Below are 25,474 nucleotides of genomic sequence, written 5' to 3'. Positions count from 1 at the left end.
GGCCGGGCTGCGGTGGCCTCGACGGGTGCGGGCGGAGACCCGCGAAAAGGGCGATGCCCAGGCAGGTGACCTGCCCGGGCATCGCGTGGTGGTACGTCGATCAGCGGATCAGGAGATCCGGATCTTCATCGAGGTGCCCTTCTGCTCCAGCACCTTGATCTTGACACCGACCGCGGGGAGCTTGACGCCGTGGTTCGGCAGCTCCTCGTAGAAGTACTTCTTGGTGTCGTCGAAGAGCGGCTCGGCGGCCTGGCCGCGGATGTACTGCGGCTGGCTGTTCAGGTGCAGCGTGAACGAGTCGGCCTTCTTCAGGCCGAACGTCGCGTCGTACACCTGGACCCGGGCCCGCCACGCCTGGCCGGTCAGGTTGTAGATCGGCCGCGGGTGGGCGTCGATGATCATGTTGCGACCCTCGCCCGGGTGCTCGAAGGTGTCGTTGTCCTCGTACCGGGTGTTCCAGTACGAGATCAGCAGACCCTCCTGGTACGCGTAGTGGTCCACCCAGTCCGGGCGGGTGTTCGTGTACCCGAAGAAGTACGGGCCGGTCTTGAGGTACTTGTCGTACGAGACGTACGACCGGTTGCCGGCGATGTAGTAGTTGTCGAAGAGCCGGGTGTAGGAGGCCTCGGCGATCTCGAAGCCACCGGCGAGGGTCCAGCCCGCGGCACCGGCCTCGGCACCGTCGCTGAGCAGGGTCTGCCCGTCGGCGGTCACGGTGACGGCGTCACCGTAGAAGCCGCCCTCGGAGACACCGCCGTCGGTCTGGTAGCGGAGCCGGAACTGCACGTTCTGGCCGGCGTAGGCGGTCAGCGGGATGTTGATGTCCACCCACTGCCCACCGCTGGAGCCGTCCAGGGCGTAGCGTCCGGTCGAGATCTCCTTCAGCGGCGCACCGTTGGCCGTGCCGGGCAGCGGCGTCCAGGACTGGCCGTCGGTCGACGCCTCGAAGAAGAGGTAGTCGAAGTCGGCCTCGATGCTGTAGCGGCCCTTCATGCTGAACGCGGCACTGGTCTTGCCGGTGAGGTCCAGCGTCCGGGTCATGGTGCTGTTCAGGTCGTCCCGGTTGCCGGAGAAGAACTGCTTCGTGCCGGCGAACGGCGCGCCGTGGTCGAAGGTGTACTCCCGCTGCGGGAGCACGACCACGGCGGCCTGCGCCTTGTCGGAGTTGTACTCCTGCGGGCCGAGCTCCAGGGTCCGCTTCTGACCGGCCACGACCACCTCGTAGTCGAGCCAGCCGAGCTGGAGCTTGTTCCAGGCGCCGAGGTCGCCGCCCCGGTCACCGATGCCCTCGTCGTTCTTGGCGCCGAGCCGGCTCTGGGCCATCAGGGTCCAGTGCTCGTTGTTGTTGTCGCCGCCGCTCACCACGTTGTAGTCGTCCGGCAGACCGAGGTCGTGGCCGTACTCGTGGTAGAAGACGCTGCGGCCACCGTTCTCCGGCTGGATGGTGTAGTCACCGATCCAGATGCCGGTGTTGCCGATCTGGGCACCGCCGGCCGGGAAGTTCGGCGGGCCGGTGACGCCCTGGTCGGACGCGAAGGCGTACCAGCGATGGCTCCAGATGGCGTCCTCACCCTGGTGCGGGTCACCGTCGGCCTCGTCACCGCCGGAGTGGACGATCTGGAAGTGGTCGATGTAGCCGTCCGACTCGTTGAAGTTGCCGTCACCGTCGTGGTCGTACCGGTCCCACTGGTCCATGGACTTGACCTCGGCGGCGATCTCCGCGTCGGTCTTGCCGGCGGCCTTCTGGTCGGCGACCCACTGGTTGGCGGCGTCCGCGACCAGGTTCCAGGTGTTGGTGCAGACGTTCGAGGCGCAGGGGTAGCCGCCGGAGCGGCCGTAGCGGGCCTCGTTGTACGGCACCTTGACCCAGTCGGTGACCTCACCCTCGACGCTGTAGCGGCCCGAGGACTGCGCCTCGTAGTACTGCTTCAGCGACTCGTCGCCCGGGTTGGTGCCGAAGTAGATCTGCCGGAAGTGGTCGGCGCTGAAGTCCGGCTGCCAGATCGTCGAGTTGTCCACCGCCCGGTTGGGCTGCGGGATCTCGTTGTGCAGCGGCCCGTCGAAGCGGGTCGGGCCCGCCGTGTCCGGGTCGGTGTCCTGGTCCGGGTAGTTCGGGTGCCGCTGGTTACCGAACTCGGCGAGGATCACGAAGATCTTGTCCGTCGTCTCGCGGCCGAGCTCGACGTACTGGTCCTTGGTCGCGCCCTTGCCGGCCTTGGTGGCCTTGGCGGACCGGCTCGCCGCGCCGCCGACGGCCGCGGTCTCGCCGACCTTGACCACCGTGCTGCCGTTGATCTTCTGGGTCGTGGCCCGGCCAGAGAGGACGTCGCTCAGGCCCTCCTGGCGCATCGCCCGCCGCTTGTCCTCAAGCGGGTTGGGCAGGTCGTGGTCCACATGGGCGGGTTCGGCCACCGACGGAGCGGCGGCCGGCAGCTTCGGCGCCGCGCTGGCGGAGGCGCCAGCCACCAGTCCCGTCGCTGTCAGCGAAAGCCCGAGCAGACCCACTGCGACTTTGCGCACGTGGTACCTCCGATGTGAGGGAACCGGCCCCCCGGGGTTGCGGGCCGGCTGAGACGGCCCCCTAGGGGGCCACTGGTGAACATAGACACTGCTGCGTCGAGGGGGAAGACAGCCGCGTCGATTTGTTGCAAGTTTTTGTTGACTCTGCCTTCAGCCGTCATACTCCGGCCGGTCCCACGTTGTACATGAGCAGGGCGGATCCGCCTTCACACGCAAGCAGCGGTGCATTTCGATCAACCCTGTCGAAGGTACGAAAAAGGGGCCGGCGGCGTTTCCGCCACCGGCCCCGAAGATGATCGATGGATCAGTTGCTGATCCGCACGACCATCTTGTCGGTCGGGTGGTTACCCTGCTTAACGATTTCGAGGCGAGTGCCCGTTCCGGCCACCTTCACCGAGTTCTGCTCGTTCTGCGCCGACCAGTAGCGGTCCACCACGCTGTCGTCGAAGACCGGGTTGGCCTTCAGCTTCGGCAGGGTGACCGGCACCCCGTTGAGGTGGAAGGTCTGCGCCGGCTTCTGGTGGCGGCTGAAGGTCGCGTCGAAGCCGTTGCGCCGGTTGGTGACGGTGCCCTGACCCGGCACCGTGATCGACCCCGGCCGGACGTCGACCGGCAGGTTCAGGCCGTATCCGGGGTGCTCCGACGTGTTGTTGTCACCGTAGGCGTAGTTCACGTACCAGACCAGCATGCCCGGCTGGTTCGCGTACCGCTCCACCCAGTTGGGGCGGGTGTTGGTGTAGCCGTAGTTGTAGCCGCCGGTCTTCAGCGTCTCGTCGTAACCGAAGTAGGTCCGGTTCTCCGCGATGTAGAAGCGGGGGTACTCGGCGGTCACCTCGCCGCCCATCCGGGTGAAGCCCCGGGCGGTCCACTCGGCGGCCGGCGTCTCGACGTCGTCGGTCCAGGCGGCGACTCCGTCCTTGACCAGCGAGACGTTGTCCAGGAACGCGCCGGCGAGGTGGAGCCCGCCGTCGCTCTGGTAGCGGTAGCGGAACTGGACGACCTTGCCGGCATAGGCCGACAGGTCGTAGTTCAGGTCCACCCACTCACCGTTGGACGAGCCGTCGAGCCCGGTCTCGCCGGCCTCGATCAGCGGGTTGCCCAGCTGCGTCCAGCTCGCGCCGTTATCGGCCGACACCTCGGCGTAGAGGTAGTCGAAGTCCTCCTCGATCTCGTACCAGGCCTTGGCGTTGATCGAGGCGGAGGAGGCGCCGGTCAGGTCGAGCTGCCGGGCCAGCGTGGTGTTCAGGTCGTCGGCGCTGCCGCCCCACCACTCGTACGACCCGCCGAACGGCGTGTTGTAGGTGGTGGTCTGCTCCTGCGGCGGCAGGTTCACGACGACGGCCTGGGCCAGCGGGCCGTTGCTGTCGCCGGCCGGGCCGAGCGTGACCTCGCTGGTGCCCTTGCCGTACTCGACGGTGGAGTAGTTCAGCCAGCCGAGGAAGAGCTTCGACCACGGGTCCATGTAGCCCGGGGTCGAGCCGATGTCCTGCTTGCCGTGGCTCAGCCACGAGCCGGACGACATGAGGCTCCAGAAGCCGACGCCGTTGTCGCCGCCGACCGTGTCGTAGAGGTCGGGCAGACCGAGGTCGTGGCCGTACTCGTGGGCGAAGACCCCGAGGCCGCCGTTCTCCGGCTCGGTGGTGTAGTCGCGGATCCACATGCCGGTGTCGCCGATCTGCACGCCGCCGGCCTTGTTGCCCGCCGGACCGGCGCTGCCGGCCAGGTTGGTGAACGCGGCCCAGCGGTGCGACCAGATGGCGTCCTCACCCTCGGCGCCACCACCGGCCTCCTCGCCGATACCGGCGTGTACGGCCTGGAAGTGGTCGATGTAGCCGTCGGGCTCGTTGAAGTTGCCGTCCTGGTCGAAGTCGTACCGGTCCCAGATGTCGAACTGGGCCAGGTACTCCTTGACCTGCTCCGGCGTCTTGCCGGCCGCGAGCTGGCTGTCGTACCAGGAGGTGGCGGTGTCCTTGATGAAGTTCCAGGAGCCGTCGCTCTCCGGGATGGCGTTCGAGCCGTACCGGGCCTCGTTGAACGGCACGGTGACCCAGTCGCTGACATCGCCGCCGACGGTGTACCGGCCGCCGGACTGCGCCAGGTAGAAGTCCCGCATCGACTCGCCGCGGCGACCGTAGAACATGTCGAGGTAGTGCTGGCGGTCGTAGTTCTCCGACCAGGTGGTGCTGTTGTCGTCGGTCGCGCCGCCGTCGTACTTGCGGTCGGGCTTCGGGATCTGGTTCACCACCGGGCCGGCGGCGCCGCCGGTCCGCGGGTCCACCTTGTCGCCGAAGTTCACCAGCATCGTGAAGATCGGGTCGACCTTCGGCGGCTGCTGGTACTCGACGAACTTGTCCTTGATCTTGATGACCTTGGAGCCGTGGCGGGTCTCGAGCTTGGCCTTGCCGGTGAGCAGGTCGCCGATGGCCTGCTTGCGGAGGGCCCGCTGCTGATCCGCCTTCGGGTCGGGGAGATTGTCCGGGCCGTGCTCGGCCCGGTCGGATGAGGGGGTCGGGTTCGCCGCCGGGGCGCCGGAGGCCGGCGTCGCCACGGCTCCCGCCGCCAGCAGCGCGGCCGCGGCGGTCGCCAGGCCGGCTGTGACTCGTCTCCTCAAAGGGTCCTCCTTTGTGGATCTGTTACATGACAGGCCGCACACGTGCAAGCGACTGTCATGAATTGCGTCAACCACCCTTACAGAGGAGGCGGAGCGTGTCACGAGGTTGCCGGGAAGGAATGATCATCTGGTTTGGGCGGGTTTGTTGTGGACAAATTCCCGCAATGTATCCGTAGCCCTAAGCAACTTTTAACATTACGTTTTAATCACGAGCGCTCGATGCGGCGGTGATTATGAGGTCCCCGAGGGAGAGCGCCGCCGCGCGCCAGCGTGTCACCCGCGTACTCCGTCGATGGCTGGACACCGCCACGCCCCGGGCTCGGAAACGAGGCGGCCCGCCCGGAGCCGAGCTCCGGACGGGCCGCGACGAGAACGGTCAGGTCACCGCTTGGACGGGGTCACGTAGACCCAGGCGGCCGAGTTGTCCTTCGCGCTCTTCTCGATCTTGATCGACACGCCGTAGTTGACGCGCATGTCGCCGGGGTTGCCGGTGCCCAACGTGATGGCGCCACCGCTCAACGTCATGCCGTAGAACTCCGGCGCCGGCTTACCGTTCGGGTGGGTCACCCGGGTGGTGTACGGCGCGTTGTTCCGCGAGGGCAGCACGACCGAGGCGTCGCTGTCCCGGGCGTACGGCGCGCCGTCGCGCATCTCGATGCCCGGGTACCAGCCCTTGGCGTCCGTGAACGTCTTCACCGCCGGCTGCGCCCCGAACTTCGTGCAGTACGCGCTGTACGGCTCGCCCGCCGCCTCCAGGCACTCCTGGAAGGGGTACGTCGGCTTCAGCGAGAACGCCGCGTTCGACGACTGCGGACGGCTGGGCAGGTTGTCCGTCACCGACGGGTCCTTGACGGCCGCCGCACCCTTGCGCCGCAACGGGTCGAAGTGCGAGTCGACGATCAGCAACCCGCCCTTCGCGCCGTAGCTGGGCAGCGCGGTGAGCTGCCCGGTGACGTGGTTGACGTCGCCGAGCGCGGTGTCCCGGTACCAGACCAGCATGCCCGGGGCGTTGTACGAGATCCGGTCGACCTTCCACGCGTCGCGCGAGTAGACCGTGTCGTAGGCGTACTTCAGGCCCTTGTCGAAGCCGTCGAAGTTGCGCCACTCGGCCAGGTAGTAGTGCGCCTGGACCATGGTGCCGCTGTCGATGTTCCAGCCCTCGCCCGTGGTGTCGACCCAGGTGTGCACGCTGGGCGTCCAGCCGTTGGCGCCGTTCTCGACGTCGTCACTCCAGGTGGTGGCGCCGCCGCCGGTGACCGAGAAGTCGTCGGCGAACCAGCCCCGCTCCTCGAACGCCTCGTCGGTGGCCTGGCGCAGCCGCAGCTGGATGGTCGTGCCCGCGTACGCCGACAGGTCGACGTAGTCGTGCCGCCAGCCCTCGGTGCTGCCGGTCAGGCCGTACTTCTTGCCGCCGAAGTCGTTCATCCGGCCGTTCGGGTCCGGGTAGTCGTCCGGCGTGGTGACCACGGTGCCGGCCTCGTCGTAGACCTTCTGCTCGGTCCAGGTGGTCCCGCCGTCGGTCGAGACCTCGACGAAGCCGTAGTCCCAGTCCGCCTCGATGACGTAGTTGTTCCACATCCAGAACTTCGCGTCGGCCGCCGCCGGAACCGCGACCGAACGGGTCAGCCGGACGTCGGCCCACTCCTGGTCGTTGCCGCTGTGCCACATGTTCGCGCCACTGTGCGGCTCGGCCAGCGTGATGACCTTGTCCGGCAGGTCGATCTTGATGCCGTCCTCGGTGCCGACCGGGGTGCGCGAGGTCTGCCCGAGCTCCACGTAGCGTGGCCGGGAGCCGGGGGCGACGGTCAGCGGGTCGGCCCAGCCGAGCACCCACTTGTCCCAGATGCCCATGTGGGTGGGGAGCGCCTGGAAGATCTCGCCGGAGTGTGAACCCGAGGCCATCAGGTCCCAGAAGTCCACGTCCGAGTCGGCGTTGCCCGAGGTGTCGTAGAGGTCCGGCAGGCCGAGGTCGTGACCGAACTCGTGGGCGAAGACGCCCACCCCGGCGTCCTCCGGCTGAACGATGTAGTTCGACACCTGGAGGTTCGTGCCCGGGATGGTGTAGCCGCCCGGCACCGAGGAGGAGTGCGCCCAGACCGCGTAGACGCCCTGCGCGCCGCCGCCGGAGGACTTGCCCTTGCCGGCGTGCACCAGCACCAGGTGGTCGATCACGCCGTCCGGCTCGAAGAAGTTGCCGTCCCCGTCCCGGTCGGCCTGGTCCTCGATGTCGTAGTCGGCCCACGGGAAGTCCGGGTCCGACGCCGCCAGCGTGGAGATCGCGTCGGTGGCGAGCCGGCCGGCGCCGGCCGGGTTGTCCGGGTGGCCGTTCATCGACTGCTCACGCCCGGCGACCCAGTTGCCGTTCTCGTCCTGGAAGCAGCGGTTCGCCGCGTACCAGGCCTCCGAGTGCGGCACGGTGATCCACGGGCTGGCCTGCCCGTCCACCGTGTACGCGCCCTTCGACATCTCCAGGTACATGTTGTGCATGGTGCGGCCGGAGATGTCGATGCCGCGCTTGCCGTCCGGACCCTTCAGGTCCTTGCGCACCCGCTCGGTGATGCCGGTCTTGGTGTACAGCATCTTGTCGAAGTGCGCGGGCGAGAAGTCCGGCACCCACATCGAGTTGTTGTCCTCGTATCCCAGCTTGGCCGGGTTCGGGATGTTGTTGTGCTTCGGCCCGTTCTGCACGGTGCCGGGGACGCAGGTGCGGTCCTCGAAGACCGTCCGCGGCACCATGACGTCGGTGAAGTCGTCGTTGGCCTGGTCGTTGAACTCCACCAGCAGGGTCAGCAGCTTCGCCGTCTGGGTGGTCGGCGCCTGCTTGATCTTCCGCGGGTTCTTGCCGCTCTTGATCGACTTGGCCTCGATCTTGGCCAGCTCCCGTGCGGTGACGGGGTTGCCGCGAGCGTGCTTGCGATCGAACTCGCGGATCTTCTCGTGGGCCGGGGCGTAGACGCCGTCCTTGCCCTTGACCTCGCGGCCGGACGTGTCCGGCTGCACCTCCGGCTCGGCGTAGTTGATGTAGTACTCGTCGGATCCGATCACCGCCCGCGGCACCGAGGTGGTCTCGGCCGCCGCGCTGCTGGTCACGGTCAGTGACGTGGCGGCGAGGGCGATGGCGGGCAGCGCGACGAGTAGCCGTCGACGCCCGCTGGACTGGGGTCTTTTGTTCATGCCGCTCCGATCTCGGGCATGGGATGGCAGGACCTCGGCCGGCGCCTCATCGATGTGACGTTCGTCGAAGCGGCGCGGCCGGCGTGAACGTAAATCACGAGGGCGCCCGAGCGACAGGGGTCGGAGGCCCCCTGTGTCCATTCAGTCTTTTTCGGTTCACCCGACCGACCGATGTGACACCGGGTATCGGGTCGTGTCGCAAGCCGTAAGAAATGACGGAGGGTGGTGGCCGTTCGGCCACCACCCTCCATCCGGTACGTCAGGGGTCAGTCCTCGTCGGACTTCCCGCCGCTCATGCCGGCCGCGATGAGCTCCATCACCGAGGAGTCCTGGAGCGTGGTGACGTCGCCCAGCGACCGGTTCTCCGCCACGTCCCGCAGCAACCGCCGCATGATCTTGCCGGAGCGGGTCTTCGGCAGCTCGGGCACGAGCAGGATCTGCCGGGGCTTGGCGATCGGGCCGAGCGTCTTCGCCACGTGGTTACGCAGGTCCGCGATGAGCTGCTCGCCCGCGTCGCCCCCACTCTCCACGCTGCCCCGGGGGATCGCGAACGCCACGATCGCCTGCCCCGTCGTCGGGTCGGTCGCGCCGACCACCGCCGCCTCGGCGACCGACGGGTGGGAGACCAGCGCCGACTCCACCTCCGTGGTCGAGATGTTGTGCCCGGACACCAGCATCACGTCGTCGACCCGGCCGAGCAGCCAGACGTGCCCGTCGTCGTCCTTCTTCGCGCCGTCACCGGCGAAGTAGACCCAGTCGCCCGACCCGCCGCTCGCGCCGGCCCCGAACCGGGACCAGTACGTCTCGAGGAAACGGTTGTCGTCGCCCCAGACGGTACGCAGCATCGACGGCCAGGGCTCCTTGATGACCAGGTAGCCGCCGCCACCGTTGGGCACCGACTGGCCCTGGTCGTCCACGACGTCGGCCACGATGCCCGGCAGCGGCGCCATGGCGCTGCCCGGCTTCGCCTCGGTCACCCCGGGAAGCGGGGAGATCATGATGGCCCCGGTCTCGGTCTGCCACCAGGTGTCCACGACGGGCAGCTCGCCCCGCCCGACGTACTGGCGGTACCAGATCCACGCCTCCGGGTTGATCGGCTCGCCGACGCTGCCGAGCAGCCGCAGCGAGGAGAGGTCGTACCCGGCCGGGATGTCCTCGCCCCACTTCATCATGGTGCGGATCAGCGTCGGCGCGGTGTAGAGGATCGTCACCTTGTACTTGTCGACGATCTCCCAGAACCGGCCCCTGTGCGGGGTGTCCGGCGTGCCCTCGTACATCACCTGGGTGGCGCCGTTCGAGAGCGGGCCGTACACGATGTACGAGTGGCCGGTCACCCAGCCGATGTCCGCCGTGCACCAGTAGACGTCGCTCTCCGGCTTCAGGTCGAAGACCGCGTGCGTGGTGTACGACGCCTGGGTCAGGTAGCCGCCGGTGGTGTGCAGGATGCCCTTCGGCCGGGCCGTGGTGCCGCTGGTGTAGAGGATGAAGAGCGGATGCTCGGCGTCGAACGGCTCCGCGGTGTGCTCCGGCGAGGCGGTCTCCACCGTCTCGTGCCACCAGTGGTCCTTCGCCGACCAGGCGACGTCCTCACCGGTACGGCGGACCACGAGCACGTGCTCCACCGACGGGCACTTCGCCACCGCCTCGTCCACGGTCGGCTTGAGCGCCGACGGCTTGCCCCGCCGGTAGCCGCCGTCGGCCGTGATGACCACCTTGGCGCTGGCGTCCTGGATCCGGTTCGTCAGCGCGTCCGCGGAGAAGCCGCCGAAGACCACGCTGTGCGTGGCGCCGATCCGGGCGCAGGCCAGCATCGCGGCGGCCGCCTCCGGAACCATCGGCAGGTAGATCGCCACCCGGTCGCCGGCCGTGACACCCAGATCGGTGAGGGCGTTCGCCGCCTGGCAGGTGAGCTTGTGCAGGTCGGCGTAGGTGAGGGTCCGGGTGTCGCCCGGCTCGCCCTCCCAGTGGATCGCCACCTTGTCGCCCCGGCCGGCCTCCACGTGCCGGTCCAGGCAGTTGTACGCCACGTTGAGCCGGCCGCCCACGAACCACTTCGCGAACGGCGCGTTCGACCAGTCGAGCGCCTGCTCCCACTGCTTCGACCAGGTCAGCCGCCCGGCCTGCCGCTCCCAGAAAGCCAGCCGGTCGGCCGTCGCCTCGTCGTACGCGCCGGCCTTCACGTTGGCGTTCGCGGCGAGCTCGGCCGGCGGCGGGAACTGGCGCGTCTCGTTCAGCAAGTTGGCCAATGCCTCGCTCATCCGTGCTCCTCGTCGCTCGGGGTGACCTGAGTCTCGTCAGGAGAGGTTAGTCCGGCCGGCCAGGTGAGGCGACCGCCGGGAGTCCGCCCCCGCGCCCAACGGCCCACGTCGCGCGCCCAACTGCACGCGACGCTGATGCGCGGCGCGTTGTGCGGCTCGACCCTCGGCCCGCGCGGCAACCGCGGCGGCGCCCGCTGCGCCCGTCTCCGGGTGCTGTCGCTCGCCCCGGCGGCGGTTGGTCGCCGTCGCCCCCACCCGGGTCGCTAGCGTGACGGGGTGACCACCGACCCGCTCGCTCCGCTGCTCGAACTCGCCGACGTCGCCCCCGCCGCGCAGCGGGCCCGGGAACGGTTCGACGAGGCGTTGCGGCACCGCGCGCTGCGCCGGCACGGGGGGCAGGTCACCGCCGAGGTGAGCCTCCGGTCCGCGGTGGCCAGCGCCGCCCTCGAGGGGTACGGGTACGACCGCGAGGCGGTCCGGGCCGGCACCGTCACCGACCCGGTGCTCCAGGGCGCGTTGCGCGTCGCCGGGGCGCTACCCGGGCTGACCGACCTCTGGCCGAAGGCGCCCCGGCAGGCGCTGGCCAGACTGCACGTCCTCGCCGCCCGCGACGTCGTACCCGAGCCGGAGCTGGGGCGGCCGGTCGCCGACCCCGTGGTCGGCGCCCGCCTGGACCACCTCGCGGCGCTGGTGGCCGGTGGCACCCGGGTCACCCCGCTGGTGCTCGCGTCCGTCGTGCACGGCGAGCTGCTGGCGCTGCGGCCGTTCGCCGGCCCGTCCGGCGTGGTGGCCCGCGGCGCGGCCCGGCTGGTGCTGCTGGCCAGCGGAACCGACCCGCGCGGCTTGCTCGCGGTGGACGTCGGCCATCACGAGCGGGAGCCCGAGTACGTCGGTGCGGCCGGGGCCTTCGCCACCGGAACCCCCGACGGGCTCCGCTCCTGGCTGCGGCACTACATGACGGCGGTCGAGGTGGCCGCCGACGAACTCACCCGGATCGGCGACGAGGTGCTGGCCGCCTCCTGAGCCGGGGCTGGTCCGGCCGTCAGCTCCGCCGTGCGGCCCGGTTGATCCTGCCCTGCAACGCTCGCCGAGCGATCGGACCGAGGTCGTCGACGACCTCGATGAGCACCGCGAGCTGGTCGAGCGCGGACAGTGCCTGGTCGGCGCTCGCGCGGTCCACCCCGTCGTAGAGCTCCAGGCCGATGAACGCGGCGGACACGGCCCGGGCCAGCCCGGGCACGTCGGCGACCTCTGCGAACGGGGACCCGTCGAGGAGCCGGAGCAGGACGATCTCGATCGCGTCAACCCAGAGCTGGAGCGACGCCGCCGTGGGCGCGGCGAGCCCTTCGTCCCCCTGTGCGCCCGCCAGCATCTGCGCCAGGATCGAGACGTTGCCCAGTTCCCGTTCCTGTTCGTGCAGCTCCCGCCCGACCGCGAGAAGCTCCCGGAGGGAGCGGACCTGCTCCAGGCTGGTCGACCAGTGCCGCACCCGCTCGGCGGTGCTCGCCCGGCAGGCGGCTGTGAGCAGGTCGTCCACGGTGCCGAAGTGGTAGAAGACGAGAGCCTGGTTCACCCCGGCGGCCGCGGCTATGGTCCGGGCCGACACACCTGCGATGCCGTACTGGCGGATCGCGGTGATCGTCCCGTCGAGCAGCCGTTGCTTGGTGTCGGACATCGCTCTCCTCGCCGACTCACTGGATGGGGCGGTGCGATCATCGCATCGCTGACCAGCTGTGCCAGCCAGGTGACCCCCGGCAGTCGCAGCATCCAGCCCACCCATGCCCAGCCCAGGTTGACGTGTTCGAGTGCGCGGGCGACGGCGGCCACCCCCCGTTCCGTGTGGCCGTCGCCGCCCGCGTACCCGGCCCGCCACAGCACCTGCGGGTGCTCCGCCGCAGGTGCGATGGTGAGGTTCACCGGGGCCCGGCGGTCGAGGAAGCGCCAGACCGCCGTGCAGGGGCCGCAGTCGTCATCGAGCCAGAGGACCGCGGAAGCACCGGTGGCATACGGTCGCCAGCGCGGCCACCAGTTGTGCACCTGCCGCCGATAGTCCCGCCAACGCAGGCCGTACCGCCTCGCAAGGTCGTGCTCCTCGTGTGGCCGAGCCACGGCCGCGCTGAAGGCGACCGCGGTCACCGCCACGACCACGAGCGCGGGGCTTCGGGTGGCTGTGGCGACGACCAGCACGAGGGCCACCGCGCCGAGCTGCATGGGGTTCGCCAGGTAGGCGTAAGGGCCGGTGGTGACGAGCCGGCGGGGCGGGTCCCACGGGTAGGGCGTGCCGCCGCCGAGGGCCGCGAAATCGCGCACCGCCGCGAGCGCCGGCGCGGCGACCAGCAGTCCAACCTGGGCGACGATCAGCAGCATCGGCACCGACATCGCGCTGAGAGGGGCCCACGACCCGCCGCCCAGCTCGAAGGCCAGGGTGGGTAGGAACCACAGCAGCATCGCGGTGAAGAGGCCGACCTGGAGCAGGGTCCGTGTACGCAGGTGGCGGCGATCGGCGCTGAACCTGCCGAGCAGTTGCGCCGGCAGGGCGACGGCGATCAGGCCGACCGCCTCGCCGACCAGCCAGTGCGGTCCGAGCTGGACCAGTGGCGTGAGCGTGGGCATCGCGACCGCGTCGAACCAGAGCAGCAGGCCGAGCGCGAGCGGTAGCGGGAGCACCCGGCGCAACAGCACGGGCAGTGGGCCCCACAGGGCGGCCCAGCCGATCCACAGGTCGACCGGCATGCCGCGCCAGGCACCGGTAACCGGGGCGAAGGCGAACCAGCCGGCCAGCCGGGCGGCGTCGTTGAGGGCGGCGATCCCGATCATGCTGACCACGAAGGCCAACAGAGCGGCGGCTCGGGCGTGACGACCACGCTCGAACCGTGCGGCTGCGAGCACCGCCAGCAGCGGCACCACCAGGACGAGATAACGGGCGGCCGTCATCGCAGCGTCATCATGTCGAGCAGGTGCTCCACGCCCTCACCGAGCAACGCGTTCTGCAGGGGACCGAAGTACCAGGACGGGTCGAGACCACGCTCGTACCGCACGGCGACGCGGATCTGCGTACGGTTGGATCCGGCTGGTTGCCAGCGCAGGTCGGCGTGCCGCCACGTCAGCCAGCGGCCGGTGATCGAGGTGTCTTCCACGAAGCGGAAGCTGAGGTGTCCGGGCTCGCTGACCTCGACCTCGGCGAGCAGGTGGCCGCCGGGGCCATGCGCGCTGCCGTGGTATCCGAAGACCCAGCGATCTCCTGGCGCCAGACCGTCGCCGACGACCTGTCCGGGCGTCGGAACGCCGAGCAGCCGCAGAGCCGCGGACCGGATGGCGGCCGGTCGTGGCCCGGCCGCGATGCGGCCCGCCACCTCATCGGGCGGCAGGTTGACGACGCGGGTCACCTCGACGAACTGGCCGGGGTCGATCCGCGGCCCGATTCCGCTACCTTCCAGGCCGGGCAGGAGCAGCAGCGGTACGGCGATCACGGCGTACGTCCGTGAGGAGCGACGGACCAGCCGGATGAATGCGGTGCTGCCGTGGGCCACCGCGTAGACCAGCGGTGCGGCGAGTACGACGCAGATCGCACCCTCGTGCAGCGCCACCGCGGCCAGCAGCAGCGCGATGGTGGTGACGCTGAAGACCCGGCCGTGGGACGTGCGCCCGGGGGTGAGGGCCAGCGCCGCGGCCAGGATCACCGGGAGCGCCACGAAGAGCAGGGCGCTGTCAGCGTGGCCGTCGCGTACCGCCACCGTGAAGACCACCAGGCCGAAGGCCGTGATCAGACCGGCCAGGACCCAGTTGGCAATCGTTCTTTCCGGCTGCGGCTCGTGCGGCTCCGGCTGGTCCGGCTCCGGCTTCGCCTCGTCCTGCTCCGGCATGTTTCCTCCCCGCATTTGAGCGGTCGCTCAAGGCGGAAGCATAGGAAGATTTGAGCGTTTGCTCAAGTGGGTTGACGGCGGCAGTCAGCCGCGAGCCGGGTGCGGTCAGGCCTTCATGGTGGGGGCGGCGGATTGCGCCGCTCGGAGCCGAACAGGTGAGGTTGCGCCGCAACGGGTCGCGATGGGCCCATGGCACTGTCCGGTCTGTTCCACGGCAATGACACAGCAGGCCTGGCGGCGGCCGTCAGCGCTGGCCGCGGCGGCTGGCCGGCGGTCGTCGCGGTGGAGGAGCCGGTGGGTGTGAGCCAGCGGTGGAGGTGCCGGGCCGGAAGTGGCGCGGTCGGGTGCCCGGCATGCCAGTGGTGCGGCCTTCGTGACCTGACCGCCTAGGTGGCGGAAGGGCCGGGTCAGGTGGCGGTGGAGGCCGCCCGGGTGCGCCGGTGTCGCCCGTACCAGGCGATGCCGATCGCCACCCCGACGCCGACGCCGAGCGCCGCCGCGGCCACCGGGACCGCCGGACGCTCGCGGAGCCGCCGGCCCAGCGGGATGGGATGACGGAACTCCAGCACCGGCCAGGCGTTCTCGGTGGCGAGCCGGCGCAGCTGCCGGTCCGGGTTCACGGCGGTGGGATGACCGACGCACTCCAGCAGCGGCCGATCGCTGTACGAGTCGGAGTAGGCGTACGAGTCGGCCAGGTCGTAGCCGCGCTCCTCGGCGAGCCGGTTCACGCCCTCGACCTTGCTCGGGCCGGCCGCGTAGAACTCGACCTCGCCGCTGTACCGGCCGTCCTCCACCGCCATCCGGGTGGCAATCACGTCGGTCACCCCGAGCAGCTCGCCGATCGGTCGGACCATCTCCTCGCCGGAGGCGGAGACGAGCACCACGTCCCGGCCGGCCGCGTGATGTTCCTCGATGAGCGCGGCGGCCTCGGCGTAGACGTACGGGTTGATCAGTTCGTGCAGCGTCTCCGCGACGATCTGGCGGACCTGCTCCACCGGCCAGCCCTTGCAGAGTGTCGCCAGGTAGTCCCGGGTGCGAGCCATGGTCTGCTCGTCGGTGCCGCCCAGCCGGAACATCAGCTGCGCGTACGCCGACTTGACCACGTCACGGCGTGTGATCAGCCCGTCCCGGTAGAACGGACGGCCGAACGCCAGGGCGCTCGACTTGGCGATGACGGTCTTGTCCAGATCGAAAAAAGCGGCACCTCGGCCCACGGCGCGAAAGTCTAGTCCGATGGTCTATGGTCGGCGGGTGCCCGGGGTCCAATGATCGCCAGATCGGCGGCCGGACCCGGTCACCTCTGCGCACCGTGACCGCGATCACACTCTGCGAAAACAAATTCGCAGGGAGTGGAGTGAACACCACTCGACGTAACAGGTCCGCTCAGGCAGACTTGTCCGCACGACGAGTGCTCATATCCGACAGTAGGCAGACCCTCAGCGGTTGCACCCCCCGTGACCGCTGAGTTGGTTCGGCTCGACCCCCCCGGAGCCGAACCTCCCGACGACCCCCGTCTCCCCCCGACGGGGGTCGTCCCTTTGTGGGTTCGCCTCCGGCCCAGGTGAAGCCGTGTCTCCCGGGCCCGTTGAACGGGGCGACGGGCGGAAAGTCAGCGAATCGTCAGCGAACGTCAGCCGCATCCGATCGGCGTAGTCGTCGGGCGTGTGCGTGTAACGGTCCAGCGTCGTTGACGCCTTCTCGTGCCCCAGGACCCGCCGCACCACGTTGACCGGCACCCCGTCCGTCACCAGCCAGGTGATGTACGAGTGCCGCAGGTCGTGGAACCGCAGCCCGCCGAACGCCGAGGCCCCCACCTGCGCCACTGCCGCCGCCTCGTCGGCGAACTCCGCCCGCTGCTCCCGACCGTCCCGATCCGGCTACGACGCCACCCACCGGCCCGGCCCCACCTCGACCACCCGACCGAGCAACCCGGAGCAAACGAGCGACGGCAGCCACACTCGCCGCCGGAAGTTCGACCGCCGCTGCGGCCCGCCGTCCCGGTCGGCGAAGACCAACGCCCGCCCGTCCGGCACCGCGGTCCCGCGCCGCCGCAGCTCGTCGACGAGGAACGGCGGCATCGGCACCGCCCGTACGCCGGCCCGCGTCTTCGGATACGCCCGCAGCACGATTCCGCCGTGGGTCTCCACCGCCACCTGGGCGACGTGCAGCCACCCCCGATCAAGGCGCCGTGCAGGCGTGGCGTGGTCCCGCCCCACTCGGCCTGCTGGCAACCTACGGCCGGCATCGGCCGGCGGGGCGGGACTCTGCGGCTTACCCGCGTCGCTCTGATGCTCGACGACGATCCGCGTCCTCCATGGCGTGGCGCACCGCTGTCCGGATCACGAGGTACAGAACGGCCTGCCCAGCCAGCCATAAGACCAGGGCGAAGAACAACTGTGGGAGGGAGGCATCGAACAGCATGTGCGGCACGATAGTTCGAGGCCGCCTTTCCTGCGGTCACCATGCTGACCCCCGACCCGACGCCCGCTTGCACCGCCTCGCAATCGAGGCTGTCGACGTCGGGCCCGGTGATCCTGTCGTCGAACTGCTCCCGTCGCAGCCGCCTCCCGCCATCGAGGGAGTGGAAGCCGGTATCGACCAAGTCAGGGCTGTAACCCACATCGTGAAACCACGCGGAGGCCACCAACACGTCATGATCCTCGGGCGAGACGGCCGCGCTGACGGCCTGAGCCTCGGCCGCAACCGCACGAACGTGACTCCACCTCCGCGGCAACGGGGCTTCCGACTTGCGCCGCGCGATCTCCCGGGCGACATCGACGAGGGCTGCGATGTGCTCAGCCTAGGGAAGGCCCCCGACTCCCACCATCCTGCGGACAGGCCAGCAGGTGGCGGCCGTCTGCCGGCGATGTCTGGTCTCCGGCCCCGCGTGACAGATCGGTCTCAGGACCTGCGTGACGCAAACCGGCTGGGTGCGCTACGGCCAGTCGTTGGTTCTATTGACGTGCTTTTTCGTGCGCCGCGACGCGAGAGGGGGATTCCCGACAAGCCTGATATCGCGACGGAGGTCAGGCCAAGGGTGGCTGCGGCTGGGATTGCTCGCGTGGCGCCGTACCCCGCAGCGGCCGCGATGACTCCGGCGGCGATCGCCGCCGTGGACACCTGGGTCAACGTGAGCATCGGGAACACTCGTTCTGCCGATCGAGTGAGCGGGCCGATAACCACCATGGCGGCTAAGGCGACGAAGCCGGGCCAGATCATCCAACGAGCGTCGCTCGACCTGCCGGTGTCTACCGCGAACCAACCACACAGCAGCACGACCGCGACCGGGAAGGCCGCGAGGTTTGCCGCGACCGCCACGGTGCGGCGCTGGATCGCCCGATACCCCCTGAGCGCGCCCCTCGCCGCGGCGCTGCCTGGATTCACGATGAGCGCTCGTTGGATGAGCTCTTTGAACCGTGCCGTGTCGCGACTGACCGCGAGGACATTTAAGGCGAGCAGGCTCAGTGCCTCGTGATCATCGGGTGCAAGCTCCACTGCGCGCTTCGCGTCGGCATACGACTCCCGGTACCTGCTGAGCAGCTGATTAGCCAGCGCGCGGTAGCGGTAGGCCACCGCATCCTCGGAATTGACCTCGATTGCTCGGCCGGCCGCCTCGACCGCGGCCGCTTCCTCGTCGAGCCCGATCAACGCGTTGGCGAGGCGGCGCCAGCCGACACCGTCGTCCGGATGTGCAGTCAGATGTTCGCGCAGCAGTGCGACGGCGGGCTCGAACTGCTTGGCCAGAACTAGCTCCCGCGCGCGTGCGACGGCGTCGTCGCCGTTTCCGGACTCCGGCTGCATGCGGCTGCTCCTTGTCGCCCTCGATCAGCGGGCAAGGAAGTATCACCCACGCCCGTGATGTCGGTGAATGCGGGAGTGTCGCGCAGGTCCTGATACCGACTTGTCATGCAGGTCCGGAGACCCGACAGCCGACTGCCGCCGATGTGGACGCTCCTATTTCTGTCAAACTTCCGGCCATAGCGGCGGGCATTTGACGTAGCGGTAGAGTCTGGCCGTGGCTGGGCCGGTGGTGAGGGCGCGTGAGGCGGGCGGACAGGTTTGGGATGATCCGTCCGAGACGACGCTCCATGACGCTCTCGCGGACCTGAACCTGACGTGGCGGTTTCTCATCGTCGAGAGGCTTGACCTGGAGCCGGCGGGGCAGCACTACATGCAGGTCTTCCTCAATGACGACTTGAGCTACCAGGTGGAATACCGCGAGGGCGGTGAGGACAAGCACTTCCAGGCACATGTGCCGAGGCAGCCGGTGGTGATCGGAGTCGAGCCCATCGCGAAAGTCCTGGCGGACTGGGCTTCCGGCGGGCCAGGCTGGCGAGAGGCGCTGCCGTGGGAGGCTTGGCCGTAGAGCACCGGCGGCGTATCACTACCCAGCTGCCGACGTCCTGCCCTGCTTTGCTTCGGCCTGTAGCGGTGGTGGCGTCGGTCCGCTGAGACGGCTGAAGGCCTCGCGGGCGACGTAGCGCTTGAGGCACCGCATGATTTCGGGCTTGGTCTCGCCCTCGGCGGTGCGGCGAGCGACGTAGTCCTTGGTGGGCTGGTGGCATCGCATGCGGACGAGGGTGATCCGCCAAAGGGCGCTGTTGGCGTCACGGTCTCCGCCGCGGTGCAGGCGATGGCGGTCGGTCCGTCCGGAGCTGGCGGGGATGGGGGCGACGCCGCAGAGTCGGGCGAAGGCGGCTTCGGACCGCAGCCGGTGGGGGTTGTCGCCTTCTGTACGCCTTCGAGGCGGCCCGCAACGGGCCGGGAGAATCCGTCTGTTCCGGCAGCGTGCATACGTGCGTCAAGGTCCGCTTGACGTGGCGGCCGTGCAGGGCCACAGCCGCACTCGCGGTAGGAGTGGTGTGAGGGCAGGTGCTGCGGCGGTGCCGGGTCACGAGCCGGTCAGTCGCCGGCGGAGCAGGTGGATACCCAGGCTGACCACCCCGCTGCCGGCCGCCGTGCCTATAAGCACCAAAATCGCGCCTACCGCCCACAGCCCGGTGCGATCGCTCGACGCGGCGTCCACGGACCAGGGAAGCGTGAAGGCGAGCGCCATCACTGGCGCGACCAACCAGGGGCTGAGCCACCAGCCGCCGGCGGCGGCGATCACGGCAAGCGTGAGCACGCAGCCGGCCACCTGCCACACCGCGTACGGGCCGCTGGTCGCGCCGGTCTCCGGGTCGATCCGGTAGCCGGTGTTCCAGCTCAGCCAGGCGAGCCAGGTGCCGACCGTCGCCGCCGCCAGGAGCAGGCCGCCGAGCAGGGTTAGTGATGCGCCGGACAGTACCAATCGCAAGTGCGTCGTCATGGTCCCCGATCCTCCACGGCCATGCCGGCCTGGTGCCTGAGCCCTCGTACTTATCGACCGGGGCATTGGCCTTGGCGCTGCCTGCCGACCACAACCCAGGCAGCGAGGCGGCAAGGAGGCAGCGCGAGACCGCATCCCCCCGACGGGGTCGTCCCTTTCCGGGTCGCGCGGAGCGGGGCGCGTCGTGTCGCCGCGTACGACACAGCGCGGTGACCAGCGGGCCGCAGTGCTCAGAAGCCACCGGCCAACGTGAATCCGACGAAGATGACCAGGGCGAGCGGTAGGGCGGCGACCAGCGCGAGTGCTCGCCGGCGGTTCGACCTGCCGATCAACACCACGGCCAGTACACCGAGCGCGGCGTCGATGGCGATGTTCCACTCGGCGCCCGAGGGGTAGTGCGGATCCTCGACCTTGCCCACGAACCGTGCCGCCTCCTCGAAGAGCGCCGCGGCCGGCAGGGCGGTCCCGAGGATCCCGCGCCAGCCGGTCGCCCGCGCCCAGGCGCCGCCGATGCCGAAGACGGTGCCGGCGAGGACGCCGAAGAGCATCCAGACCAGCGATGTCGGTGCCCACACCGCAGCCAGGCTGTCGCCCTGGAGGAGGGCCGCCGCGACGTAGTAGCTGGGCACCGCTACGACGAGCAGGGCGACGGCGCCGAGCGCCGCGCGTAACCAGCCCGACCGGATCCAGTAGCCGAGGACGAACGCGGCGATCGCCCAGGTGGCGGTGGAGTTGCCCAGCTCCGCGAAGGGGTACGGCACCCACTTGATCCACACGAAGTCCAGGAATCCGAGCAGGAAACCGGCCACCGGTGTGACGAGGGCCGCCGTTCGACGATCGGGCTGCACCCGGGAAGCATACTCAGTATTCACCGGCGGAAGTTTGGCGGCCTTCGCGCGCACCCGGGCGGCCCCGGCGCGAGTCGGCCGAGCCCCGGGCAGTGTCCGCCCGGGGCTCAACAGGGCGTACGACACGAGGCTTAGCAGATCCACTGCTGCGCCGGGCGCTGTCCACAGCCGACGCGGTTGTCCACAGCCGACCTCCGCGGGGCGGCCGACGGCGCGGATCGCGAGCAGGGTCTCGGGCAGCACTTCGAGCCCTCACTGCTGGAGGCCGCGATGCCACCCCGTACCTCCGTCCCGTCACCCGGCCGGCGCCCGCTGGTCGTCACGGGTGACGGCGTACTCCTCGACGACCTGCTCCGGCTCGCCGCCGCCGGCGGTGCCGAGGTGGAACTCGCCCCCGATCCGGCTGCCGCGCGCACCCGCTGGCTGCCGGCGCCGCTCGTGCTGGTCGGCGTCGACCAGGCGCAGCCCTGCCTGCGGGCCCGGCTGCCGCAGCGTCCCCGCCCTGGTCCTGGTGGGCCGCTCCGGCGAACTCGACCCCGGCTGGGAGGTGGCCGAGCTGATCGGTGCCGAGCACGTCGCCACCCTGCCGGCGGCCGAGCCGTGGCTGGTGGACCGCTTCGCCGAACACGGCGCCGACCGGCCGGTGGCCGCGGCCCGCATCGTGGCCGTGCTCGGCGGCCGGGGTGGTGCCGGGGCGAGCATCCTGGCCGGCGGGCTCGCGGTCACCGCGGCCCGCACCCGGCTGCGGACGCTGCTCGTGGACGCCGACCCGCTCGGCGGCGGGCTCGATCTGGTCCTGGGCTGGGAACAGCTGGACGGGCTCCGCTGGCCGTCGCTCACCGACGCCGACGGTCGGGTCGACGCACCCGCGCTGGTCCGGGCGCTGCCCCGCCGGGGCGACCTGGTGGTGCTCTCCTGGGATCGGGGTGACCTGCTCGCCCTGCCGGCCCCGGCGATGGCGGCCACCCTCGACGCCGCCCGCCGTGGCCGGGACTTCGTCGCCGTCGACCTGCCCCGGCAACTCGACGACGCGGCCGTAATCGCGTTGCAGGCCGCCGACCGGGCCTACCTGGTCGTCCCGGCGGAGCTGCGCGCCATCGCGGCGGCGTCCCGGGTCGCGGCCACCGCCGCCCTGCACTGCGCCGACCTCTCGGTCATCGTGCGCGGGCCGGCACCCGGCCGGCTGCGGGCCGACGAGGTGGCGCGGGCACTCGGGCTCCCGCTGGCCGGCACGCTCCGACCCGAGCCGGCGATCGTGCGGGGGCTCGAGCGGGGCGAGGCACCCGCCGCCACGGGGCGCGGCCCGCTGGCCGCCCTCTGCCAGCGGATCGTCGCCGAGCTCACCGGCGCACCCACGGCCGGTGCGGCATGACCGGCAGATCGGACGACGGCCTCCCCGCCCGGGTACGGCAGCGGATCGCCTCCTCCGCGACCCCGGTGACGCCGGCCGCGATCGTCTCTGCCGTACGCGCCGAGTCCGACGCCGCCGTACTCGGTGACACGGCGGTGCTGCGGATGGCCGACCGGGTACGCGACGAGCTGGTCGGCGCCGGTCCGCTCGCCCCGCTGCTGGCCGACCCAGAGGTGACGGACGTACTGGTCAACGGCGTCCGGGTGTGGGTCGACCGGGGGCAGGGCCTGCACCAGGTGGCGGTGCCGCTCGGCTCGGCCGACGACGTACGCCGGCTGGCGCAGCGGCTGACCGCGAGCGCCGGCCGGCGGCTGGACGACGGCTCCCCGTACGCGGACGCCCGGCTCGCCGACGGCACCCGGCTGCACGCCGTCCTGCCGCCGGTGGCGACGGACGGGCCGTACCTGTCGCTGCGCACCTTCCGGCAGCGGCCGTTCACCCTGGACGAGCTGGTGCAGCACGGTACCGTGCCCCGGTCCGTCGCACCGGTGCTCTCCGCCGTGGTGGCGGCCCGGCTCGCCTACCTGGTGACCGGGGGCACGGGCTCGGGCAAGACCACCCTGCTCAACACGTTGCTCGGGCTCGTACCGGTGACCGAGCGGATCGTGCTGGTGGAGGACGCCGCCGAGTTGCGGCCGAGGCATCCGCACGTGGTGGGGTTGCAGGCGCGAACCGCCAATGTGGAGGGATCCGGCGTGGTCGGCCTGGCCGACCTGGTCCGCCAGGCGCTGCGGATGCGACCCGACCGGCTGGTCGTCGGCGAGTGCCGGGGTGGCGAGGTGGTGGATCTGCTCGCCGCCCTGAACACCGGCCACGACGGCGGCGCGGGAACCCTGCACGCCAACGCCCCGACCGACGTGCCGGCCCGCCTGGAGGCGCTGGGAATGCTCGGCGGGCTGCCGCGTGCCGCGCTGCACGCCCAGGTCGCCGCCGCCTTGCAGGTGTTGTTGCAGGTGCGCCGTAGCGACCGGGGCCGGGTGCTGGAGTCGGTCTACCTGCTGCTGCCCGAGGAACCGGACCGGCTGGTCACTGTGGTGCCCGCCTGGGCGCGCGGGCGCGGCCCCGGCCCGGCCGCCCGGGCCCTCGCCACGCTGCTGCGCGAGCGGGGCGTGCCGGTGCCGCCGATCCTCAGCCAGCCCTGGCCCGGATCGGCGGGGCCGGCATGAGCCCGGCGGTCTGGTCGACGCTGGTGCTGCTGGTGGCGGCCGTCCTCGTCGGTTGGCCAGTGGGTGGCGCCCGGGCCCGTCGCCGGGCGCTGATGAGCACGATCGGCGGCTCGGGACGGCGGGCGCGCCGCTCGGCGGACGAGGCGCTCATCGCCTGGGTCGCCGAACTGAGGAACCGGGACGATCCTCCGGGTGCCCCGGACGCCCGACCCGAGCGGTGCTCAGCAGAGGCGGGCGTGGCTGCGCGCCGAGACCCTACGGCCGGGCCGAGCCACCCCGCCGGCACGGAACGGCCGCAGCCGGCCGGGGCGCCCCGGCGCCCGCCGAGCGACGTGGAGACCACCCCGTTGGCGCGCCCGGCTGGGGCGCCTGAGCGTCCGCCCGTCGGCGCGGAGGCCGCCCCGCTCGGGCATCCAGCCGGCGGCGTCGACCACGCGGGTGCGACCGGCGGATGGTCGGGGCTCGTCACCGCGCCGAGCCCGGTGGCAGCGCCCGCTCACCCGCCGGAGGAAGCGGCCGGTCGGCTCTCCGCCCGTCACGCGCACCAACCGGCGCAGGCGTCGCCTGTCGGAGCGGGCCGGCGGGAGCAGGCCACCGGCGACACGAAGAGCGCGGGGTGGTCGGCCGGCGGGGACGTCTCTCCCCGGATGTCGCGGCCGACGGGGCAGGGTCCCGGGCCGGGACGGGCGTCCGGACCGTCGGGCCCGCCCACCCGGCGGGACGGCCGCGGCCCTGCGGCGCTGGGCAGGACGGCGGCGCCGAGCGTCACGCTCCACCGCCCGCCCGGTGCGCCACCTACCAGTGGCGGTCCCCGCTGGGCTCGTGCGCTGGGCCGGGCACCGAGGCGCAGCCTGCTCCTGACCGGGCTGGCCGGCGCCGGCCTGGGAGGGCTGCTCGGTGGCCCGGTCGCCGCCGTGGCGCTGGCGGCGTACGCCCTGTTGGGCATGCGCGCGGCGATCCGGTGGACGTCGACGCGGCAGGTCGAGCGGACCCGCCGACGGCGACTGGATCAGCTCTGCGGGTTCGCCGCGGACCTGCGGGCCGGGCTTCCGGTCCCGGCGCTGGCCGACCCGGAGGAGCAGCCCGAAGGGCCGGATCGGCTCCACCGGCTCGCGTCGGCCGCCGTACGGCTCGCCGACCGGACCGGCGCGCCGCTGGCCGACCTGGTGGAGCGGATCGAGGCCGACGCCCGGTCGACCGACCGCGGGCTGGCCGCCGCAGCCGCACAGGCGGCGGGCGCGCGAGCCACCGCCTGGCTGCTGGCCGCTCTTCCGCTCGGCGGGGTCGGGCTCGGGTACGGCATCGGCGTCGACCCGGTCCACGTCCTGCTGCGCACCCCGATCGGGGCCGGCTGCACGCTGCTCGCGGTCGCGCTCCAGGCCGCCGGGCTCTTCTGGGCCGACCGCCTCAGCGCCGCACCGGCTCGGGGCGCCTGATGTCCCGGGCCGTCCTCGCCGCCGGTTGCCTGGCCGCGGCTGCCCTGATGGCCGCGACGACCGGCCGCCGGCCGCTGGACCGGCTGCGGGCGCTACGCGAACCCCGCCCGCCCGGGTCACCACCGCACCGCGACGAGTCGGGGTCCCCTCGGTGGTGGTTCGGGTTCGGACGCCCGGCCCGGGTGCCCGGCGGTGGCCCGGTGAGCGCGGACGGCCCTCCGGCCGACAGCGACGGATCCCGGCGCGGGCGGCGTCCCGACCTGATTCGGCTTGCCTCGCTGCTGGGCGGTCTGGCGGTGGCCGTGGTCGCCGGCAACTGGCTCGGCCTGCTCACCGCCGCGCCGGCCGCGATCCTGCTGGATCGGCTGCTCCGGCGGATCGAGCCGCCCGCCGACCGCAACCGCCGGCTCCGAGAGGCAGCCGACCTGCCGCTCGCCGCGGATCTGCTGGCCGCCGCGATGCGCGCGGGGGCACCCGTGGACAGATCGGTGCTCGCGGTCGCCGAGGCGTTGGACGGCCCGCTCGCGGCCCGGCTCGGGCGGGTCGGCCGGACGCTGCTGCTCGGCGGTGGTCCCGAGGAGGCATGGTCAGCACTCGACGGGGTGCCCGGGGCGGAGCGGGTGGCCGCCGCCGCGTACCGGTCGTCGAACAGTGGCGCCGCGCTGGCCGGCGCGCTGACCCGGCTCGCCGACGACCTGCGCGCCGACCGGGCCACTGCCGCGGAGGCGTCGGCCCGCCGGGCAGGCGTGCTCATCGTGCTGCCGCTCGGGCTCTGCTTCCTGCCGGCCTTCATTCTCGCCGGCCTGGTGCCGGTGATCGTCGCCGTGCTCGGTGACGTGCTCTGAGGAACATCGAGGAAGGGGTAACCAACGTGCGCAA

Annotated in this window: 18 protein-coding genes and 2 pseudogenes; 6 read left to right on the top strand and 14 right to left on the bottom strand. The window is 71.2% G+C overall.

Features of this window, described 5'->3' with window-relative positions:
• Positions 1–108 precede the first annotated feature (108 nt).
• From E1211_RS08205 to acs, 4 genes are all read right to left on the bottom strand, one after another.
• The gene (locus tag E1211_RS08205; protein ID WP_132347067.1) at positions 109–2,505 is read right to left on the bottom strand and encodes an immune inhibitor A domain-containing protein; all 2,397 of its coding nucleotides are present in this window, start codon (positions 2,503–2,505) and stop codon (positions 109–111) included.
• Positions 2,506–2,824: 319 nt separating this feature from the next.
• Entirely contained in the window at positions 2,825–5,131 is a 2,307-nt protein-coding gene (locus tag E1211_RS08200; protein ID WP_132347055.1) for an immune inhibitor A domain-containing protein, read from the bottom strand.
• A 381-nt stretch (positions 5,132–5,512) separates the two neighbouring features.
• A complete protein-coding gene (locus E1211_RS08195; RefSeq protein WP_132347053.1) occupies positions 5,513–8,305 on the bottom strand; it encodes an immune inhibitor A domain-containing protein in 2,793 nt (930 codons plus the stop codon).
• Positions 8,306–8,571: 266 nt separating this feature from the next.
• Positions 8,572–10,563, bottom strand: a complete 1,992-nt coding sequence (gene acs / locus E1211_RS08190) for an acetate--CoA ligase (RefSeq protein WP_132347051.1) — start codon at positions 10,561–10,563, stop codon at positions 8,572–8,574.
• A gap of 276 nt (positions 10,564–10,839) precedes the next feature.
• On the opposite strand from acs, the gene E1211_RS08185 reads away from it, so the two are divergent.
• A complete protein-coding gene (locus E1211_RS08185) occupies positions 10,840–11,586 on the top strand; it encodes an oxidoreductase (protein WP_132347049.1) in 747 nt (248 codons plus the stop codon).
• Between the two features lie 19 nt (positions 11,587–11,605).
• On the opposite strand, the gene E1211_RS08180 is transcribed toward E1211_RS08185, so the two are convergent.
• The 7 genes from E1211_RS08180 to E1211_RS08155 form a co-directional block, all read right to left on the bottom strand.
• On the bottom strand, positions 11,606–12,238 hold the full coding sequence (locus E1211_RS08180) for a TetR/AcrR family transcriptional regulator (RefSeq protein ID WP_132347047.1): 633 nt from the start codon (positions 12,236–12,238) through the stop codon (positions 11,606–11,608).
• Positions 12,151–13,497 (bottom strand): methyltransferase, encoded by a 1,347-nt coding sequence (locus tag E1211_RS08175; protein ID WP_132347045.1) that lies wholly within the window; start codon positions 13,495–13,497, stop codon positions 12,151–12,153. Before E1211_RS08175 ends, E1211_RS08180 begins: the two co-directional genes overlap by 88 nt.
• Positions 13,494–14,426: a hypothetical protein gene (locus tag E1211_RS08170; protein ID WP_132347043.1), complete on the bottom strand. Its 933-nt coding sequence runs from the start codon at positions 14,424–14,426 to the stop codon at positions 13,494–13,496. The genes E1211_RS08175 and E1211_RS08170 overlap by 4 nt, the downstream gene beginning before the upstream one ends.
• Before the next feature lie 407 nt (positions 14,427–14,833).
• The gene (locus E1211_RS08165) at positions 14,834–15,640 is read right to left on the bottom strand and encodes an HAD family phosphatase (protein WP_132347041.1); all 807 of its coding nucleotides are present in this window, start codon (positions 15,638–15,640) and stop codon (positions 14,834–14,836) included.
• Between the two features lie 222 nt (positions 15,641–15,862).
• A complete protein-coding gene (locus E1211_RS33305) occupies positions 15,863–16,240 on the bottom strand; it encodes a tyrosine-type recombinase/integrase (RefSeq protein WP_243709424.1) in 378 nt (125 codons plus the stop codon).
• A 63-nt stretch (positions 16,241–16,303) separates the two neighbouring features.
• Positions 16,304–16,579, bottom strand: coding sequence for a hypothetical protein (locus E1211_RS33300; RefSeq protein WP_243709420.1), 276 nt, complete (start codon positions 16,577–16,579; stop codon positions 16,304–16,306).
• 748 nt (positions 16,580–17,327) lie between these two features.
• Positions 17,328–18,227: a hypothetical protein gene (locus tag E1211_RS08155; RefSeq protein WP_132347039.1), complete on the bottom strand. Its 900-nt coding sequence runs from the start codon at positions 18,225–18,227 to the stop codon at positions 17,328–17,330.
• Between the two features lie 214 nt (positions 18,228–18,441).
• Here E1211_RS08155 and E1211_RS08150 point away from each other — a divergent pair, with 214 nt between their 5' ends.
• Positions 18,442–18,792, top strand: a complete 351-nt coding sequence (locus E1211_RS08150; protein WP_132347037.1) for a hypothetical protein — start codon at positions 18,442–18,444, stop codon at positions 18,790–18,792.
• Positions 18,793–18,810: 18 nt separating this feature from the next.
• Here E1211_RS08150 and E1211_RS08145 read toward each other — a convergent pair.
• The 3 genes and pseudogenes from E1211_RS08145 to E1211_RS08135 form a co-directional block, all read right to left on the bottom strand.
• Positions 18,811–19,161, bottom strand: a pseudogene (locus E1211_RS08145) (transposase); the annotation flags it as partial.
• A 156-nt stretch (positions 19,162–19,317) separates the two neighbouring features.
• Positions 19,318–19,734: a hypothetical protein gene (locus E1211_RS08140; RefSeq protein ID WP_132347035.1), complete on the bottom strand. Its 417-nt coding sequence runs from the start codon at positions 19,732–19,734 to the stop codon at positions 19,318–19,320.
• Between the two features lie 230 nt (positions 19,735–19,964).
• On the bottom strand, positions 19,965–20,582 hold the full coding sequence (locus E1211_RS08135; RefSeq protein WP_132347033.1) for a DUF6518 family protein: 618 nt from the start codon (positions 20,580–20,582) through the stop codon (positions 19,965–19,967).
• Positions 20,583–20,852: 270 nt separating this feature from the next.
• Here E1211_RS08135 and ssd point away from each other — a divergent pair.
• The 4 genes and pseudogenes from ssd to E1211_RS08115 all read left to right on the top strand — a co-directional run bounded on the left by ssd (position 20,853) and on the right by E1211_RS08115 (position 25,440).
• Positions 20,853–21,954 (top strand): annotated as a pseudogene (gene ssd / locus E1211_RS08130) (septum site-determining protein Ssd).
• Positions 21,951–23,159, top strand: coding sequence for a TadA family conjugal transfer-associated ATPase (locus tag E1211_RS08125; RefSeq protein WP_132347031.1), 1,209 nt, complete (start codon positions 21,951–21,953; stop codon positions 23,157–23,159). Before ssd ends, E1211_RS08125 begins: the two are co-directional and overlap by 4 nt.
• Positions 23,156–24,595: a hypothetical protein gene (locus E1211_RS33295; protein ID WP_243709419.1), complete on the top strand. Its 1,440-nt coding sequence runs from the start codon at positions 23,156–23,158 to the stop codon at positions 24,593–24,595. The genes E1211_RS08125 and E1211_RS33295 overlap by 4 nt, the downstream gene beginning before the upstream one ends.
• Positions 24,595–25,440 (top strand): type II secretion system F family protein, encoded by an 846-nt coding sequence (locus E1211_RS08115; RefSeq protein WP_371686136.1) that lies wholly within the window; start codon positions 24,595–24,597, stop codon positions 25,438–25,440. Before E1211_RS33295 ends, E1211_RS08115 begins: the two co-directional genes overlap by 1 nt.
• Positions 25,441–25,474: the final 34 nt, after the last annotated feature.

Origin of the sequence: Micromonospora sp. 15K316, from assembly GCF_004348525.1 — a bacterium.
GTDB lineage: Bacteria > Actinomycetota > Actinomycetes > Mycobacteriales > Micromonosporaceae > Micromonospora.
The sequence above is the reverse complement of the archived record's forward strand: the minus strand, read 5'-3'. Positions and strand labels throughout refer to the sequence as shown.

Coding starts and splice junctions, on each gene's coding strand:
- E1211_RS08125 (WP_132347031.1), top strand. CDS start 21,951: ATGACCGGCAGATCGGACGACGGCCTCCCCGCCCGGGTACGGCAGCGG.
- E1211_RS08155 (WP_132347039.1), bottom strand. CDS start 18,227: ATGCAGCCGGAGTCCGGAAACGGCGACGACGCCGTCGCACGCGCGCGG.
- E1211_RS08175 (WP_132347045.1), bottom strand. CDS start 13,497: ATGACGGCCGCCCGTTATCTCGTCCTGGTGGTGCCGCTGCTGGCGGTG.
- E1211_RS08180 (WP_132347047.1), bottom strand. CDS start 12,238: ATGTCCGACACCAAGCAACGGCTGCTCGACGGGACGATCACCGCGATC.
- E1211_RS08195 (WP_132347053.1), bottom strand. CDS start 8,305: ATGAACAAAAGACCCCAGTCCAGCGGGCGTCGACGGCTACTCGTCGCG.
- E1211_RS08115 (WP_371686136.1), top strand. CDS start 24,595: ATGTCCCGGGCCGTCCTCGCCGCCGGTTGCCTGGCCGCGGCTGCCCTG.
- E1211_RS33295 (WP_243709419.1), top strand. CDS start 23,156: ATGAGCCCGGCGGTCTGGTCGACGCTGGTGCTGCTGGTGGCGGCCGTC.
- acs (WP_132347051.1), bottom strand. CDS start 10,563: ATGAGCGAGGCATTGGCCAACTTGCTGAACGAGACGCGCCAGTTCCCG.
- E1211_RS08170 (WP_132347043.1), bottom strand. CDS start 14,426: ATGCCGGAGCAGGACGAGGCGAAGCCGGAGCCGGACCAGCCGGAGCCG.
- E1211_RS08140 (WP_132347035.1), bottom strand. CDS start 19,734: ATGACGACGCACTTGCGATTGGTACTGTCCGGCGCATCACTAACCCTG.